At 69.1% G+C, this 15838-nt stretch carries 12 protein-coding genes; 6 read left to right on the plus strand and 6 right to left on the minus strand.

Annotated features, from left to right (window positions below):
* Positions 1-19 precede the first annotated feature (19 nt).
* Entirely contained in the window at positions 20-3907 is a 3888-nt protein-coding gene (locus Mal64_RS18725) for a hypothetical protein (RefSeq protein WP_146403246.1), read from the minus strand.
* A gap of 281 nt (positions 3908-4188) precedes the next feature.
* On the opposite strand from Mal64_RS18725, the gene lpxK reads away from it, so the two are divergent.
* Entirely contained in the window at positions 4189-5262 is a 1074-nt protein-coding gene (gene lpxK, locus Mal64_RS18730) for a tetraacyldisaccharide 4'-kinase (RefSeq protein ID WP_197525890.1), read from the plus strand.
* Between the two features lie 18 nt (positions 5263-5280).
* Here the strand turns inward: lpxK and Mal64_RS18735 are convergent, their stop codons facing one another.
* The 4 genes from Mal64_RS18735 to glgP all read right to left on the minus strand — a co-directional run bounded on the left by Mal64_RS18735 (position 5281) and on the right by glgP (position 10070).
* Complete coding sequence (locus Mal64_RS18735; protein ID WP_146403251.1) at positions 5281-5538, minus strand: hypothetical protein; 258 nt, start codon at positions 5536-5538, stop codon at positions 5281-5283.
* 406 nt (positions 5539-5944) lie between these two features.
* Entirely contained in the window at positions 5945-6607 is a 663-nt protein-coding gene (gene cysC, locus Mal64_RS18740) for an adenylyl-sulfate kinase (protein WP_146403253.1), read from the minus strand.
* Positions 6608-6754: 147 nt separating this feature from the next.
* On the minus strand, positions 6755-7864 hold the full coding sequence (locus tag Mal64_RS18745) for an acyl-CoA dehydrogenase family protein (protein ID WP_146403255.1): 1110 nt from the start codon (positions 7862-7864) through the stop codon (positions 6755-6757).
* A 4-nt stretch (positions 7865-7868) separates the two neighbouring features.
* Positions 7869-10070, minus strand: coding sequence for an alpha-glucan family phosphorylase (glgP, locus tag Mal64_RS18750; protein WP_146403256.1), 2202 nt, complete (start codon positions 10068-10070; stop codon positions 7869-7871).
* Between the two features lie 411 nt (positions 10071-10481).
* On the opposite strand from glgP, the gene metF reads away from it, so the two are divergent.
* Positions 10482-11366, plus strand: coding sequence for a methylenetetrahydrofolate reductase [NAD(P)H] (gene metF, locus Mal64_RS18755; protein WP_146403257.1), 885 nt, complete (start codon positions 10482-10484; stop codon positions 11364-11366).
* Positions 11367-11529: 163 nt separating this feature from the next.
* Positions 11530-13002: a serine/threonine-protein kinase gene (locus tag Mal64_RS18760; protein WP_146403258.1), complete on the plus strand. Its 1473-nt coding sequence runs from the start codon at positions 11530-11532 to the stop codon at positions 13000-13002.
* A 37-nt stretch (positions 13003-13039) separates the two neighbouring features.
* Here the strand turns inward: Mal64_RS18760 and Mal64_RS18765 are convergent, their stop codons facing one another.
* Positions 13040-13228: a hypothetical protein gene (locus Mal64_RS18765; protein WP_146403259.1), complete on the minus strand. Its 189-nt coding sequence runs from the start codon at positions 13226-13228 to the stop codon at positions 13040-13042.
* Positions 13229-13623: 395 nt separating this feature from the next.
* Between Mal64_RS18765 and Mal64_RS20005 the strand changes: the two genes are divergently transcribed.
* From Mal64_RS20005 to Mal64_RS18775, 3 genes are all read left to right on the plus strand, one after another.
* Entirely contained in the window at positions 13624-13788 is a 165-nt protein-coding gene (locus Mal64_RS20005) for a hypothetical protein (protein ID WP_197525891.1), read from the plus strand.
* A 65-nt stretch (positions 13789-13853) separates the two neighbouring features.
* Complete coding sequence (locus tag Mal64_RS18770) at positions 13854-14147, plus strand: winged helix-turn-helix transcriptional regulator (RefSeq protein ID WP_146403260.1); 294 nt, start codon at positions 13854-13856, stop codon at positions 14145-14147.
* 400 nt (positions 14148-14547) lie between these two features.
* On the plus strand, positions 14548-15837 hold the full coding sequence (locus Mal64_RS18775; protein ID WP_146403261.1) for a citrate synthase: 1290 nt from the start codon (positions 14548-14550) through the stop codon (positions 15835-15837).
* Position 15838 lies beyond the last annotated feature (1 nt).

Genomic DNA, 15838 nt, shown 5'->3' on the forward strand with positions numbered 1-15838 from the left:
CCTGCTGAGCTGGCGGAGTTCAGTCTGGGGAGGAGGACTCAACGGGCTCCGCCCGATTCACGCCTTGCGTGTAGGCCCGCAGCCGCTCGCGGAGCGAAGCGGGCGGAGCCGTGCGCAGCCCCTGCTGCATGTCTCGCAACTGGTCTTCGGGCCGGTCGGCCGTTCCGGTGGGCCCAGTGGGCGAGAGGCCGAGGCTCTTGAGCGCGTCGTCGAGTCGCGACCGACCCTCGCCGTCTGATTGGGCCGCACGTTTGCGTTGGCGCCAGCGGTCGACAAAGCGTCGCAAGTCGTCCTCGGTCCAGCCGAGTTCGTCGAGCAACTCCTCGTCGACGCGGTCGCGGTCGAGCTGCTCGCCGAGTCGCTCGAGCACGAGGTCGGTCTGCCGGCGGGCGTAGTCGAGGTTCGCATCGTCGCCGCCAGGCTCGGCGCCATCGGCGTCAGGGGCGCCCGTCGAGTTCATGCCGCGCTGGCCGCCGGTCGACGTGGAACGCCCCCCCGGAGAGTCGCCCCTCGAATCGGGCCGGTTCCCCTCGGGACGCTGCTGAGAAGCGTTGTCGCCGCCGTCGCTCTGATTGCCGGGACGCTCGCCCTGGGCGCCCGGTTGGCCGTCGTTCGATGGGTCGCCGGGGGAGTTGTCCGATTGGCCCTCTGAGGATGAGTCTCCTGCGGACGGCTCGGCGCCCGCTGGGTCTTCGCTGGACTGGCCTTCCTGCGATTGGCCTTCCTGCGACTGGCCTTCCTGCGATTGGTTGTCGGAAGCTTGTCCCTCGGGCGAGTCGCCTGCTTGGGGCTGGCCGCCTTGGGGCGATTGGCCTTGCTGCGATGAGCCCCCCTCGCCCTGGGCTTGGCCCTCGGCAGGTCGGGTTTGCGATCCCTGGCCAGGCTTGTCGCCGCTGGATTGGCCGGTGGGGCGGTCGGCGATCTGCTGGTCGCCCGCCTCGCCGGTCGACTCGCCCGGGCCTTCGTCGGCCGACTGGCCGGCGCCGTCGTCGGCCGCTTGGTTCTGGCCCTCGCCGCCGGTTCCTTCACGCGGGGTTTCGGTCGTGTTGCTTTGCTCGCCGCGGCCGGCGGGGTCGCCCGATTCGCTCGATTGCGAGTCGGCTTGCCGGCCTTGCTTGGGCCCTTCACTCCGCGGGTCGTTGTTGGGGGCGCCGTTGCGGTCGGGGCTTTCGCCGGTCGGCTCGCGCGGGTTGGCCGACGAGTCGCTGTCGCCCGGCTGGCCTTGCTGGCCCGCTTCGGGCGATCGCTGGCCCTCCTGCCCTTGGCTCTCGGGCCGGTTGGGGTTCTGGGCTGCCTCGGAGCCTGACGACTGGCCGCTCTCGCCTTGTTCGCCCGGTTGGCCGTTGCGTTGCTCGCCCGCTTGCGACTGGTCATCAGGGCGCTGGCCTTCAGGGCTCTGCTCATTGGGGCCACTGGGGCGTTGGCCTTCGGGACGCTGCTGGTCGGGACGCTGCTCGCCCGGTCGGGGCGAGCGGCCCTGGGAGTTATCGCCGTTGGGTTTTGGGTCGCTGCGCGGTCGCCATTGGGGCTGGCCGCCGCGTGTGTCGTTCTCGTCACGCTTTTCGAGCCGCTCGCTGATCCGCTCGAACGCCTCGCCGTCGTCGCTGCCATCGTTGGCGACGGGCCGTGAGTTGTTGTCTTGGCTTTGTTGGGGCTGGCGTTGGTCGCCGCGCTGTCGGCCGCCGCCCTGCGAATCGTCTTGGGGATCGCCGTTGCTCGATTGCTGGCCGTCGGAAGGACGGTCGCCGCCGCCACCGCCGCTCCCCTGCGAGCCTTCTTGGCCTGATTCGCCTTGCGAATCGGTGGGGCTGCCGCCGTTGAGTTGTTCCTGCGATTGGCTGCCGGCGCCGCCCCCTTCGGATTCGCCTTGGATGCCGCCGGGGGGAGGGTCTTGGCCCTCGCCTTGGCCCTCTTGCTCGTCCTGCTGCTCGCCGTTGGGGCCGCGCTGGTTCTGCTCGCTGCCCGCGTTGGGATCGGCTTCTTGCGGCGCGTCGCCCGGCTGTTGGCCCTCCTGGTTCTTGGGGCGTTCGTCTCGCGAATCACCGTCGCGCGATTGGTTCTGGCCGCCGGACGGGTCCTCCTGCTGATTCTCATCGCTGTCGTCTTGGTTGCCCGATCGCAGCCGCTCGGACAGTCGCCCTTCGTCCTCGGGCGGGTTCTCGCGTGCGTCGCCGCGATCGGCCAGTTGGGAGTCTTGGCCGCCGGCGGCGTCGCGGCTCGGGCCGACGACACGCAGCCGCTGCCGCGGCGTGGCGAACGTGTTCGCCTCGGGCGTGCGGACGTCGGCCGCCTCGACCCAGTAGTCGACCAGGTCGCCCGGCTTGAGACCCAATCGCCCCGGCGCCAGTCGGTAGCGGCCGTCGAAGCGTCCCTGGCGCCGCTGCTTGAGCAGCTTGTGGTCGAGAACCGGCTCGCCCGCCAGCTCGGCGCGCAGCCGCACCGAGGCGAGGGCGAAGTCGGGGTCGCGGGCCTCGATGACGATCTCGACCGAATCGTTCAGCGCCACGTCGACGGTCGGCTCGGTCGGCTCGAGGATCGAGGCCTCGGGCGCGAGGTCGGGCAGCACTTCGAGACGGTAGGCGGCCGGGTCGCGGTTCTCGCGGCCGTCGGTGGTCGTCATCCGCAACGCGTAGCTGGCGTGCTGCGGCGTGCGGCGATCTTTGCGCAGGGCGAGCGTGAACGCGCCCGTGGCGGTCGGCTCGGCGCCGGCTTGCTCGTCGGCGCTGTTCGCGTCCTCGCCGTTATCGACGCGCATCGTGCGGTCGGGTCGGCCGTCGGCGCTCAGGTCGATCTTGGCCGAGGCGATCGGCGCGTTGGCCGTGGCCACGACCGTGACGCGCGTCCCTTCGATCGCCCGCACGTCGCCCTGGCCTTCGACCTCGCGCGGCAAGTAGCCGGTGTACTTGGGGAACTCGTACCGCAGCAGCCGCGGGGCGATCGTCGCCGCGGGCATCACCGCCACGCGGTAGTTTCGGCTGCGGGCGTCGCCCGCCTCGATGCGGTAGCTGAGCCCTTGCTGCAGGCCGAGCAGGCCCTCCGACAGGCCGCCCGCCGGCAGCGACGCGATGAACCGCCGACCGCTGCCGGTGTCGACCATCGGCGAGCGGACGTCGACGCGCCGTCGGTCGTCGGTCGTGAACACCAGCGCGGGCGCCTCGCCCTCACGCATGCCGGAGATCTCCGCCTCGACCTGGAGCGTGTCGCCCTGGGGGGCGGTGGCGGCGCCGGGCGTCACGCGCTCGATCTTCACCCGGCTGGGAGCGGCGATGTCGGCCCACGGCATCGCGATGCGGGTCGCGGTAGTGAACAAGTCCTTGGGCGAGAGCACGGTGTACAGGGCCGCAACGGCGGCGACCGCCACGAGGGCGTAGCCCCAACGCACCAGGGCGCCGCGGTCGATGGTCGCCTCGTGCGCGAGGGCGCCGAGCCGTTCGGCCGCCTGGCGTTCGAGCGTGTCGCTCACCGCCTTGGAGGCGCCGCGTCCGCTGCGTCGCACTTCCAGGAGCGTCACGAGGCTGTTCTTGAGCGTGGGGCTTGAGGTCTCGATCGAGCGGGCCGCGTACAGCGGGTTGATCCGCTTGGCGACAATCGGCCACAGCACCAGCACGGCGTGGGCCGTCAGCGCCACGGTGGCCGCTAAGAACAACAGCGCTCGCTCCCCCCCGCCGAAACCGCCCGGCACGAGCCAGTGTTCGACAGCGCCCACCACGAGCAAGAAGCCGAGCCCCACCACGCCGAGCTGCGCGGCGCCGAGCGACAGGTCGAGCAGCTTGATGTCGCGGCGGGTCGATTCGACACGCCGCTCGACAAACTCGCCGTAGGATGCGGCAGATTCCTCCACACGGGCCGGGGCGCGGTTGGCCCCCGTCGGGGCGGGGGGGGCGTCGCTGGCGGATTCGGTCGGCATGCGGCCTGAGGAGATGGTCGAGAGGAACGGGCTTGATCGGGCGGGGCAGGGGGGCGGCGTGCGCAGCGCGGCCCACCACCTTGATTATAGGGCCTCGGCGCCCAGGGCGAGACGCCAGTGCCGACTCGGTGCGGCGGCGGGGCCGCTTGGCGCGGTTGTAGCGTCTGTGGTCTTGTTGGCGTACGCCTGCCGGTCGCGGGGCACCCCTCGCCACGCAGCAGTCTTTTTCGATCCAACCCCGCTCCCTCCCCCACCCTATTCCGACAGGAGCAACGGGCGCCTTGCTCAGCCCCTCCGATTTCCACGACTTGGTGAGCGGCCGCCGACGGGGTGTGAGCGCCGCCGCGCTGCGGCTCGCCCTGCTTGCCGCCGAAGCGCCTTACACACTCGCCGTATCGCTGCGCAACCGGCGGTTCGACCGCGACCCGTCGCGGACCGTTCGCGTGGGGGCGCCGGTCGTGAGTGTCGGCAACCTGACACTCGGCGGCTCGGGCAAGACGCCGATGGTCAAATGGCTCGCCCGCCGGTTCCGCGCGGCCGGCGTGCGTGTGGCGATCGTCAGCCGCGGCTACGGGGCCGAACCGGGGGCGAAGAACGACGAGGCGCTGGAGCTCGAGGGCGCGTTGCCCGACGTGCCCCACCTGCAGAACCCCGACCGCGTGGCGGCGGCCAGCACGGCGATCGAGGAGCTCTCCTCGCAGGCGATTCTCGCCGACGACGCCTTCCAGCACCGCCGCCTGGGCCGCGACCTCGACATCGTGCTGTTAGACGCCACCGAGCCATTCGGCCACGGCCACGTCTTCCCCCGCGGGCTGCTGCGCGAGCCCGTGGCGGGCCTCAAAAGGGCCGACGTGGTCTGCCTCACCCGCGCCGACCGGGTCGACGACGCCACGCGCTCGGCCCTGCGCGGCAAGGCCGAGCGGCTCGCTCCCAGGGCCGTTTGGTGTGAGGCGGTTCACAGGCCGCAGCGGTTGCTCGACGCGGCCGGCGAGACGGCGCCGCTCGAGACGCTCCGGGGCAAGCGTGTGGCGGCGTTCTGCGGCATCGGCAACCCGGCCGCATTCCGGGCGACGCTCGAAGAGCTGGGGGCCGAAGTGGCGAGCTTCGCGGAACTGCCCGATCACCACGCCTACGCCGCCGAAGACATCGCGCGTTTCGAGCGTGAGGCCGAGGCGGCAGCCGCCGAGCTCGTGCTCTGCACGCACAAGGACCTAGTGAAGGTCGGCCTGGAAGAGATCGCCGGCCGGCCGCTGCGGGCGGTGGTGGTCGACATGGAGCTGACCGCGGGCGCCACGCGGCTGGAGGAGCTGGTCGATCGGCTTGCGGAGGAGGCTCTCAAGTCTGACCAGCCGTAGCGACAGGCCGAGCCGCGCTCAACGCGGATTGCGGATCGCGACTTCGAGGGCGTTGACCAGATTTTCATCGTCGATGGCCCCGAGCGCCGCGTGCTGGGCAAGCTGCTTGGTGTAGTAGGTCGAGCACTCCCCCTCGATGCGCACCGACTTGCCGCGCTGCTTGACCACCAGCTGACGGATGCGGCAGCCCAAACGCTTAGCGATCCGTTGCTGGATCCGTTCGCTCAGCGTGAGGGGCGCGGTGACGCCGCCGTTGTGGTTGCGGTGGGGGGGCATCAAGAGCTCCGTTCGAGGGGCTTTATTGATTCGGTTGCCTGGGGGTGAGTCAATCTGTCTCCGCATGGCGGCGCCTTGGGGGCTACGCCGCCCGCCCTGAGTGCTCCGGACCAAAAGCGGGTCAAGGCACGGGACACTTCGGCCAGCTAGTCCGCACGCCCATCCGTGACCGCGAGCGGATGCTAGCGATAAAAACAGCAGCGTTGCAGCGCAACGCTAGAATCCCGCCGCGTCAATGCGACGGACCGCCGTCAAGGCGGCAAGAGTGGCTAGACTGGGGCGGCTGCGTTGTGGGCGGAGGTGGGGAATCAAGGTGGGAAACGCTCGCTCGCCTGGTGAGCGGTATCTTAGCGCAGTCCCCCACGAATCGTCAAATATTTCTCGCCTAAAAAGGTCGGATTCGACCTCAATCGCCAAGCTTGCCTGTCGAGCGCAAATGCTCGATCACACGGTCGGCCAGCACGCCCGGATCGGCGTCGCCACCGGCCAGTGTCAGCTCCGGAGAGAGCGGCGCTTCGTACGGGTCGTCGATGCCGGTGAACCCCTTGATCTCGCCCGCGCGGGCCTTCTTGTAGAGCCCCTTCGGGTCGCGCCGCTCGCACACCTCGAGCGGCGTGTCGACGAACACCTCGACGAAATCGCCCTCGCCCAGCGCGGCGCGGACCGCGTCGCGGTCCGCCCGGTAGGGGCTCACGAACGCCGTGAGGGTGAGGAGCCCCGCGTCGCACAGCAGTTGGGCCACCGAGCCGATCCGGCGGATGTTCTCCGTGCGGTCCTCGGCCCCAAAGCCTAGGCCGAACCGCTTGCCGAACTCTTCGCCATGCCGCTCGGCGAGCATCTGCGGCGTGGCGCTGAGGCCGTGGCGGATGTTGTCGCCGTCGAGCACGTAGGTGTGGGCCCCGAGGGCGTGGAGCTTGGCGTCCACAGCGCCCGCCACGGTGCTCTTGCCCGACCCGCTCAGGCCGGTGAACCAAACGACCACGCCGCGGTGGCCGTTGAGCTTTTCACGCGCGGCGCGGGAGACGGCCTGTTCGTGCCACACGACTTGCGGCTGGGTGGGGTCGGGCATAGGGGAGGGGCTAGGGGCTAGGGGCTAGGGGCTAGGGGCTAGGGGCTAGAGATCAGGGATCAGGGGCTAGGGATCAGGGCTTCAAGTTTAGCCGACGGGCCGTGCCCGCCGGAGTCCCTAGCTCCTTACCTCTAGCCCCTAACCCCTTTACTCCAGCCCGGCGAGCTCGCACAGGTTCGCGTCGAGCACCGGCTGGGGGCAGCTCCAGACCAAGAAGAACAGCGCCTCGCGGCACCAGCGGCCCGCCGGGTGGCCGGCCACGAAGCCGGCGCCCTTGGCCGCCGCCAGCGAGGCCTGAGCGGCCCGCAGAACGAGGCTGTTCGACCGCGTTCGGAGCGATTCTTTGGTGCAGGAAGGCTCGTCGCGGGCGAGCGACAGCAGGTCGGCTTCGACGGCTCGGCGTTCGGTGTCCAGGCTTTCGGCGGCCGCCTTGAGGTCGTCGCGTTTGGCGGCTTCCTGCTGCAAAAAACGGATGGCGGCCGTGGCCAGGCCGATCGCCAGGGTCGACGTGTCGTGGCCGCCCGCCCCGCCGCCGGGGCCGACCGAGAGCACGCTCTCCACCGGCCCGGTCATCACCCGGTCTTCGCCGATCAGCACGCCGTCGAGCTTCACCGGGCCGGTCTTGCTGCCCGTGACCGCCACGAGCGGGAACGGCTCGGGAGTCGACACGCCCGGCGAGTCCATCGGCAGGGCGACGAGCATTTGGCGTTCGGTCGGCTCGCCCGACTCGACAAGCGTCGCGCCGACGACCACCGTCTCGGCCGCCTCGGCGCCGGTGACCCAGGGCGCCATGCCGTCGAGCTTGTAGCCGCCGTCCGCGGCCTCGGCCGTGAGCACGGGCCGGCCCAGGTGGCGGCGGCTGGTCGTTAGGTGCGAGATGCCGACCGTGGCGAACGAATCGCCCGCCACCAGCGCCGGCATCAGCCGCGGCTTGAGGTCGTCGTTGTCGCAGCCGGCGATGCGGCGGCAGGCGCCGGTCCGCTGCGTGATGACGAACGTCGTTGTCAGGCACGCCGCGCTCAGGGCGAGGTAGCCGCGGGTCACGTCCTCGGCCGACCAGCCTTGCCCGCCGTGCTCAACGGGCACGAACCACTCGAACACGCCCGCTTCGCCGCACCAGCGGAGCTGGTCGCCGGGCCAGGCGCCCGCCTTGTCCGTGGCGCCGGCGGCCGCGGCGAGCCGCTCGCAAAGCTCGGCTAGCAGCGGGTCGTCGGGCGAGGTGATCACGCCGGTTCGGTCTGCGAAGGGTCCGCTCATCGCATCAACGGACCGACATGTCGCTGCTGAGCCCGCCGGCGGCCGGCAGGTAGCAGTGCTTCACGTAGTCCTGCACCATGCGGTGGGCGCTGAAGCGAGCGGCCAGGGTGGCGATCGACTCGATCATCATCTCGATCCAGTGGTGCGGCAGGCCGTCGGCGTCGCGGTCGTAGAACGTCGGCACGACCTCGTCACGCAGCACGTTGAACAGGTTCTCGGCGTCGCGCTCGTCGGTCACCGCGTCGTCGGTGTGGTGGGCGCCGTGGCCGATCGCGAAGCCGTTCTTGCCGTTGTAGGCCTCGGCCCACCAGCCGTCCAAGATGGAACAGTTCAGCCCGCCGTTCAGGACCACCTTCATGCCGCTCGTGCCGGAGGCCTCGAGCGGTCGGCGCGGGTTGTTGAGCCACACGTCGACGCCCTGGACCATGTGCCGGGCGACGTTGATGTCGTAGTCCTCGATGAACACGATCCGGCCGGCGAACCGCGGGTCGTGCCTGAGGTTGGCGATCCGCTTGATGAACTTCTTGCCCGGCTCGTCGGCCGGGTGGGCCTTGCCGGAGAACACGAACTGCACCGGGCGGTCGTGGTTGTTCACCAGGTCGGCGATCTCGTCGAGCTTGTTGAGGAACAAGTCGGCCCGCTTGTAGGTGGCGAACCGGCGGGCGAAACCGATCGTCAGCGCGCTCGGGTCGAGCGACGCGCGGGCCGCCTCGACCGAGGCCTCGTCCTCGCTGCGGCGTCGGCACTGGCGGCTCAGACGGCGGCGGACGAAGTCGAGGCAGCGGCTCTTGAGCGCGTGGTGCGTCTCCCATAGCTCGCCCGGGTCGACGTCGTAAATGCTCTGCCAGATCTGCGAGTCGCCCATCTTGCCAGGCCAGTCGGTCCCCAGCAGCTTGTCGTAGACCTGCCGCATCGGGTAGGCGAGCCAGCTCGGCACGTGCACGCCGTTGGTGATGTGCCCGATCGGCACCTCCTCTTCCACACGCCACGGCCACAGGGTGGCCCACATGCGGCGCGACACGTAGCCGTGCAGCGAGCTCACGGCGTTGGCCCGCCGCGAGAGCTTCAGCCCGATGACGGTCATGCAGAAGGTCTCTTGGTCGTTCTGCGGCTCGACACGGCCGAGGCCCATCAGCTGCTCGTGCGAGATGCCGACCGCGTCGCGCAGCGGGCCGATGTGTTCTTCGATCAGCGCCGCGTCGAAGCGGTCGTGGCCGGCCGGCACGGGGGTGTGCGTGGTGAAAGCCGTGCACTGGGCCACCTCACGCAGGGCGTCGTCGAACGACAGCCCGTCGTTCGTCATCCGCTCGCGGATCACCTCGAGCGGGGCGAACGCGCTGTGGCCCTCGTTCAGGTGGTAGCAGCCCGGCTTGATGCCCAGAGCGCTGAGGGCCTTCACGCCGCCCACGCCCAAGACCAGCTCCTGGCGGATGCGGGTGCGGTGGTCGCCGCCGTACAGCCGGCTGGTCAGCTCGCGGTCTTCGGGGCGGTTGCCCTCGACGTCGCAGTCCATCAGGTAGAGCTTCACGCGGCCGACGCGCATCAGCCACACCTTGGCCATCAGCTTGCCTTCGCGGGTGTCGATCGACACGGTGATCGGTTCGCCCTCGGGCCCGGTGGCGGGCTCCATCGGCTGGGCCGCGACCTTCGTGTCGACGTATTCCTCTTGCTGGTAGCCGTCGCCGTCGAGCTGCTGACGGAAGTAGCCCTGGTCGTAGAACAGGCCGATCGCCACGAGCGGGATGCCCAGGCCGCTGGCGCTCTTGACGTGGTCGCCCGACAGCACGCCGAGGCCGCCCGAGTAGATCGGCACCGATTCGTGCATGCCGAACTCGGCCGAGAAATAAGCCACCGGCCGCGAGCCCAAGACGCCCGCCTCGCGGGCGCCCCACGTGTCGCGGGTGTCGGTCAGGTACTCGTTGAGCCGGCGGTGGGCCTGGTTGATGCGGGTGTACATCACCATCTCGCTCGCCCGTTCGGCCACCTGCTCGGGCGTCATCTCGGCCAGCAGCGAGATCGGGTTGTGGTCGAGCTGGCGCCAGCGGACCGGGTCGAGGTCGCGGAACAGGTTGCCGACCTCCGGGTGCCAGCTCCACCACAGGTTGCGGGCCAGCGTTTGCAGTTTGTCGTAGAGCGCCTGCGGCGTGACTTCGGTCCAGTTGGCCCGTCCCGAATGGGCCGGGGCGGGGATGTCGACAGAGCTCATGTTCGCGTTCCTGGTCACAACAAATGAATCGGCGCCTGATCGGGCCGCCAATCGCGGCGTCAACCAACACGTGGACGGGCGAGCGGGGCCTCAACCGGGGAGTATAGCGGAATCACGGCCGCTACAAGTCTTCGTTTCTAAAGAGGCGCCCTCCCAAGGGCCGTGGCGATGTACGACTGTACGAGTTGGATAATTGTGAGCAAGATCGTCCGGCTGCCACGCCGGTCTTGCCGGGGCTCCAGCGACTTTGCGCAATCCCCCTCCGCCCCGCGGGCTGTTATAGTTGCATGGTTCCCAACCAACTTGCGTCTGCGGCCCCCGACGGCGGGGCCGCCGCTATGTTCGAGGGAGGCGCCGCCAGCATGGAGCAGGCGCACTCATACAACAGCGAAGTGATCGACAGGTGCAGCTATGCGGATTTCCGAGGCCTACGGAGCCGGCAAGTTCGGCGTTTCTTTCGAGTTGTTCCCGCCCAAGACCCCCGAGGGGGAGCGGGCCCTCTACGGCCACGTCGAGCGGCTGATGGCCTATCGGCCGAGCTACATCACCTGCACTTACGGCGCCGGCGGCTCGACCCAGGACAAAACGCTCGAGATCATCGCCCGTGTCCGCAAGGAGTTTGGCGTCAGCGTGGCCACGCACCTCACCTGCGTCGGTCGCACGGCCGACCAGCTGCGCGACTACCTCGCCCGGGCCGAGTCGATGGGCGTCGAGAACGTGGTGGCCCTCAGGGGCGACCCGCCGAAGGGGGACGACACGTTTCGCGCGATCGAGGGGGGGTATCGCTACGCCAACGAGCTCGTGACGATGATCCGCCAGGACTTTCCGGGCCTGGGCGTCGCGGTGGCCGGCTACCCCGAGGTGCACCAAGAGGCGACCGACCCCAAGGTCGATCTGGAGAACCTTAAACGCAAGGTCGACTCGGGCGGCGAGGTGGTGATCACCCAGCTGTTCTACGACAACGCCGACTACCTGCGGTTCCGCGACCTCTGCCAGGCGGCGGGCCTGACGGCGCCGATCGTGCCGGGGTTGCTGCCCGTCACCAACTTGGCCCAGATCAAGCGGATCACGTCGCTCTGCGGCGCCCGGCTGCCGGAGGAGATGACCGCGCCGCTCGAGGCGGCGGGCGACGACGCCGACGCGCAGTTCGCCGCCGGCGTGGAGTACGCCGCTCGCCAGGCCCAGGAGCTGATCGACGCGGGCGCGCCGGGCGTTCACTTTTATGTGCTCAACAAGTCCCAGGCGACCAGCCGCGTGCTCGACTCGGTGTCGCTGCCCGCCACGACTATGGGTTGAGTCGATGCTTTGTGGTGGGAGGCGTCTCCGACGACGCCGTAAGACTGTGGGAGGCCGATAGCGCGGCGCCAGCCGAAGCGGCTGAATGAATCTTATCGGCGTCGGAGACGCCTCCCACAGTTCTGCCTCTGACAATCACTAGCTCTTCGGTCACGACAAATTCGTGGAAGAACTCACCGGCAAGACGATCGGCGACTACCGCCTGCTCCGCCCCCTGGGCCGCGGCGGCATGGCCCACGTCTACCTGGCCGAGCAGCGTTCGCTCGCCCGCAAGATCGCCGTGAAGGTGCTCAACCGCGAGCTCTCGGGCGATCGCGATTACGTCGATCGTTTCCAGCAAGAGGCCCGCGCCGCGGCGTCGTTGGTCCACGCCAACATCGTGCAGATTTACGAGGTCGGCGCCGAAGACGGGCTGCATTACATCGCCCAAGAGTTCGTTCCCGGGCGCAACCTAGGCGAGTTGATCGCCGCCCACGGCCCGATGGCCCCCGGCGTGGTGCTCGACGTGATGCGGCAGGTCGCCGCCGCTTTAGCGCCCGCCTCGGAGCTCGGCCTGGTGCACCGCGACATCAAGCCAGAGAACTTGATGCTCGGCCCCGCGGGCGAAGTGAAGGTGGCCGACTTCGGGCTGGCGCGCGTTTCGCAAGCCGAAGACACGCGGCTCACACGCGTCGGCGTGACGATGGGCACGCCGCTCTACATGAGCCCCGAACAGGTCGAGGGGCGCGAGGTCGACGTGCGCAGCGACCTCTACTCGTTGGGCGTCACGGCTTATCACCTCTTGTCGGGCGGCCCGCCGTTCTCGGGCGACACGGCCCTGGCGATCGCCGTGCAGCACCTGCAGAAGGAGCCCGAGCCGCTGTCGATCAGGATGAGCACGGCGCCGCGATCGCTCTCCGAGCTGATCCACCGCCTGCTGGCCAAGGACCCCGCCAAGCGTCCGCAAACGCCGCAAGCCTTGCTCGTCGAGCTGCGCGACCTGGCCCGCACGGCGAGCGTCGAGGGCTGGGGCGACGGACCCGAGGACTGGGGGTCGATCGCCCGGGCGAGCGCGGCGCTCAGCCCGGCGAGCGGCGCCGGACTCGACGAGCTGATGCTCCAGGCTCGCGATCTCGAACGCCAGGGCCGCGACACGGCCCGCGCGTTGCGCAAGCCGAGGCTCTGGCTCGCCATCGGCGGGCTGCTCGTGGGGGCGCTGCTCGGCTGGGGCCTCGCTCCGACGACTCTCGCCAACCGCGCGGCGAGCGGCGCCGAGGTGGAAGAGACGGTCCGCGCCCAACTCTTCCGCGCCAAGACGGCCGACACGCCCGAGGCGTGGCGGGCGGTCATCGAGCGGTTCCCGGACGAGGACCCGTTCTACCACCATCTGGCGATGCGCGGTTTGGTGGAGCGCATGTTCGCCGACGGCCATTTCGAAGAGGCGCGGCCTTATCTGATGAACCTCGCCGCGCTCGGTTCGGACCAAGAAGAGTTCCGCCTCTTCGGCCAAGCCGGCCTGGCGGTGCTCGGGTCGCGGGGGGGCAGGGGTCCCGGCGCTCGCGACGCCCTCAGCGCTTTCCCCGCCGAGAGCCTTGGCAAACTCGAGGCGTTCTCTCCCGTGATGGCTCAGGCGTTCTTAGACGCCCGCGCTAACTGAGCCGCACTCTCAGCCCTCTTGGGACTCGTCGCGACCCTCAGACCCGCGTGCGCCGACGTCGGCGCGGGCGACGGCCCATGCTGCGACCGGCGTCGGGCGCGCCGCCCGGCACGCTGCGGGCGCGGCGTACCTCGAGCAGCGCGTCGCGCAGCAACGTCGCCCCGATGAAGACCCAGATGAGCGCGAACGTGAAGGCCAGAACGGACTGGATCAGGTGGAACGGCAAGGGTCGGGCTTCCTCGGAACGGGTCTCGACGGGCCCGCTCCTTGGGAAGGCGTGCGACGGCTCTCCTTGCCTCGCTGGATGACTAGATCGGCCCGATCGGCAGCGGGCGCCTAAGAATTGGCCCGGCGGCCGCGCATCGAGGGCGACCGTCATGTCCGGCCCCTTCCTGCCTGCCCAGGTCTGGCTGCCCAGGTCTGGCTGCCCCAATGTCTTGCCGAGCCCGGGTCGGGCCCTCGCCGTGCTGATCGCCCAGTGCCTGGAGGGGCCGCACGGGTGACAGTCGTTGACGCACAAATAGCGCACAAACGCGCAATTCGAGTGCATGAAATGGCCACCGAATGTGATAGCTTGACGTCTACAGTAAGTGGTCTCATGTACACTATCCGGAGCCCGCCATGACGCTTGAAAAGCCGCGTATTTTCCCCGTTTCCGATGCCCCACGCTCCCTGGACGAGCCCGACTGGGAGTTCTTCCTGCCCGACGACGAAGAGCCCTTCCCCGAGCCGGGCGACTTTTGGTTCGACGACGACTTTGACGACGACCTCGACCGCGCCGCCTGACCCGGGGGCGGCCCCAGCAGACCCCGCGCGAACTAGCCAACCCCTCTGACCCATGGAGCGACAAGATGCTCAGCCTGGCGCTGATCGAAGAAGTGAAGCGGCTGCTCGACGAGGGACGGCTCTCGCAGCGGGCGATCGCCGAAAAGCTTGCTGTGAGCCGCGGAACCGTGAGTGCTCTCGCCACGGGCAAACGCCACGTCTTCGGGCGTGAGCAGCAAGCGGGAGAGGACCCCTCCACGCTGCCGCTCGCCCCGCCCGAGCGATGCCCGGGCTGCGGCGGCATGGTGCACATGCCTTGCGTGCTGTGCGAGGCGCTCGCCTACCTGGGGCGACACGAGCCGCTGGAGCGGGCCGCCTGAGGAGGCTCGCCAGAAGCAACGGGGGGCCCAAGAGCTCGGCGCCGCGCCGGCGCAACCGGCCCAACCGTTCTGCGCCGCGTTTTGCGGTCAAGAATCTTTCTCGCCATGCCGGCCTCCCGCCACACGGCGTCGCGGCGCGACGGATACTCACTCGGCTTGCCACTTGGCCACGGCACGGCGTCCCGCTCCCGTTGGGAGTGGGGCGCCGTTTGCTTTTGCCCCGTCGCTAAACGCGGGCCTGCAATCGAGGGGGAGATGGCCGATTGTGGCTCGGCGGCCCCCCGGCTACACTTCTGAAAGCGTTGGCCAAGGGTTTTATTTGTCGTTGCACTCGCGACGGCCGCCCTTCGGCGCCGACATTTCTCGCAGGCGTATCGCAGCAAGTCCGGAGAAGAGAGCCATGGGTAACGGGAGCGCCAAGCTTACGATCAACGACAACGAGATCGAGCTCCCGATCATGGTGGGAAGCGAGAACGAGGTCGGCCTCGACATCTCGAAGCTCCGCGCCCAGACCAAGGCGGTCACGGTTGACGAGGGGTTCGTCAACACCGGCTCGACCACCAGCGACATCACCTTTCTCGACGGCGAGAAGGGCGTGCTCCGCTACCGCGGCTACGCCATCGAGGACCTGGCCGCGCACTGCGACTTTGTCGAGGTGGCCTACCTGCTGATCTACGGCGAGCTGCCCAAACTCGAGGATCTTGAGTCGTTCCGCCACAACCTCCGCCAGCACACGATGCTGCACGAGGACATCACCAAGTTCTACGACGGCTTCCAGCACGACGCCCACCCGATGGCGATCCTCAGCTCGGTCGTCATGGCGCTCTCGACGTTTTACAACGACTCGCTCGGCTTCGACGACCCGAAGGACATCGACCGCTGCGTGATGCGGCTGATGGCCAAGGTGCCCACGATCGCCTCGTACGCGCACAAGAAGTCGATCGGCCAGCCGATGGTCTACCCGAAGAACTCGCTCGGCTACTGCGAGAACTTCCTGCACATGATGTTCTCGGTGCCTGCCGAGGAGTACGAGATCGACCCCGTGCACGCCGAGGCGCTCAACCTGCTGCTCATCGTCCACGCCGACCACGAGCAGAACTGCAGCACGAGCACCGTGCGGATGGTCGGCTCGAGCGACGCGAACCTGTTCGCCTCGATCTCGGCGGGCATCTGCGCGTTGTGGGGCCCGCTGCACGGCGGCGCCAACGAGGCGTGCGTGTCGATGCTCGAGCGGATCCGCGAGGACGGCGGCAACGTGGCCAAGTACGTTGAGATGGCCAAGAAAAAGGACAGCGGCTTCCGCCTGATGGGCTTCGGTCACCGCGTCTACAAGAATTACGACCCGCGGGCCAAGATCATCAAGGCCGCCTGCGATCGCCTGCTGCAGAGCCAGCAGATCCACGACCCGATCTTCCACATCGCCCAAGAGCTCGAGCAGGTCGCCCTCACCGACGACTACTTCATCGAGCGCAAGCTCTACCCGAACGTCGACTTCTACTCGGGCGTCATCTACCGGGCGCTCGGCATCCCGGTCGAGATGTTCACCGTGCTGTTCGCCATGGGGCGCCTGCCCGGCTGGATCGCCCACTGGATCGAGATGCGCAACAGCCCCGGCAAGCGGATCAACCGCCCCCGCCAGGTCTACACCGGCCCGACGAAGCGTCCGCTGACGCCGATCGAGCAGCGCTGAG

Origin of the sequence: Pseudobythopirellula maris (assembly GCF_007859945.1) — a bacterium.
Taxonomy (GTDB): Bacteria; Planctomycetota; Planctomycetia; order Pirellulales; family Lacipirellulaceae; genus Pseudobythopirellula; species Pseudobythopirellula maris.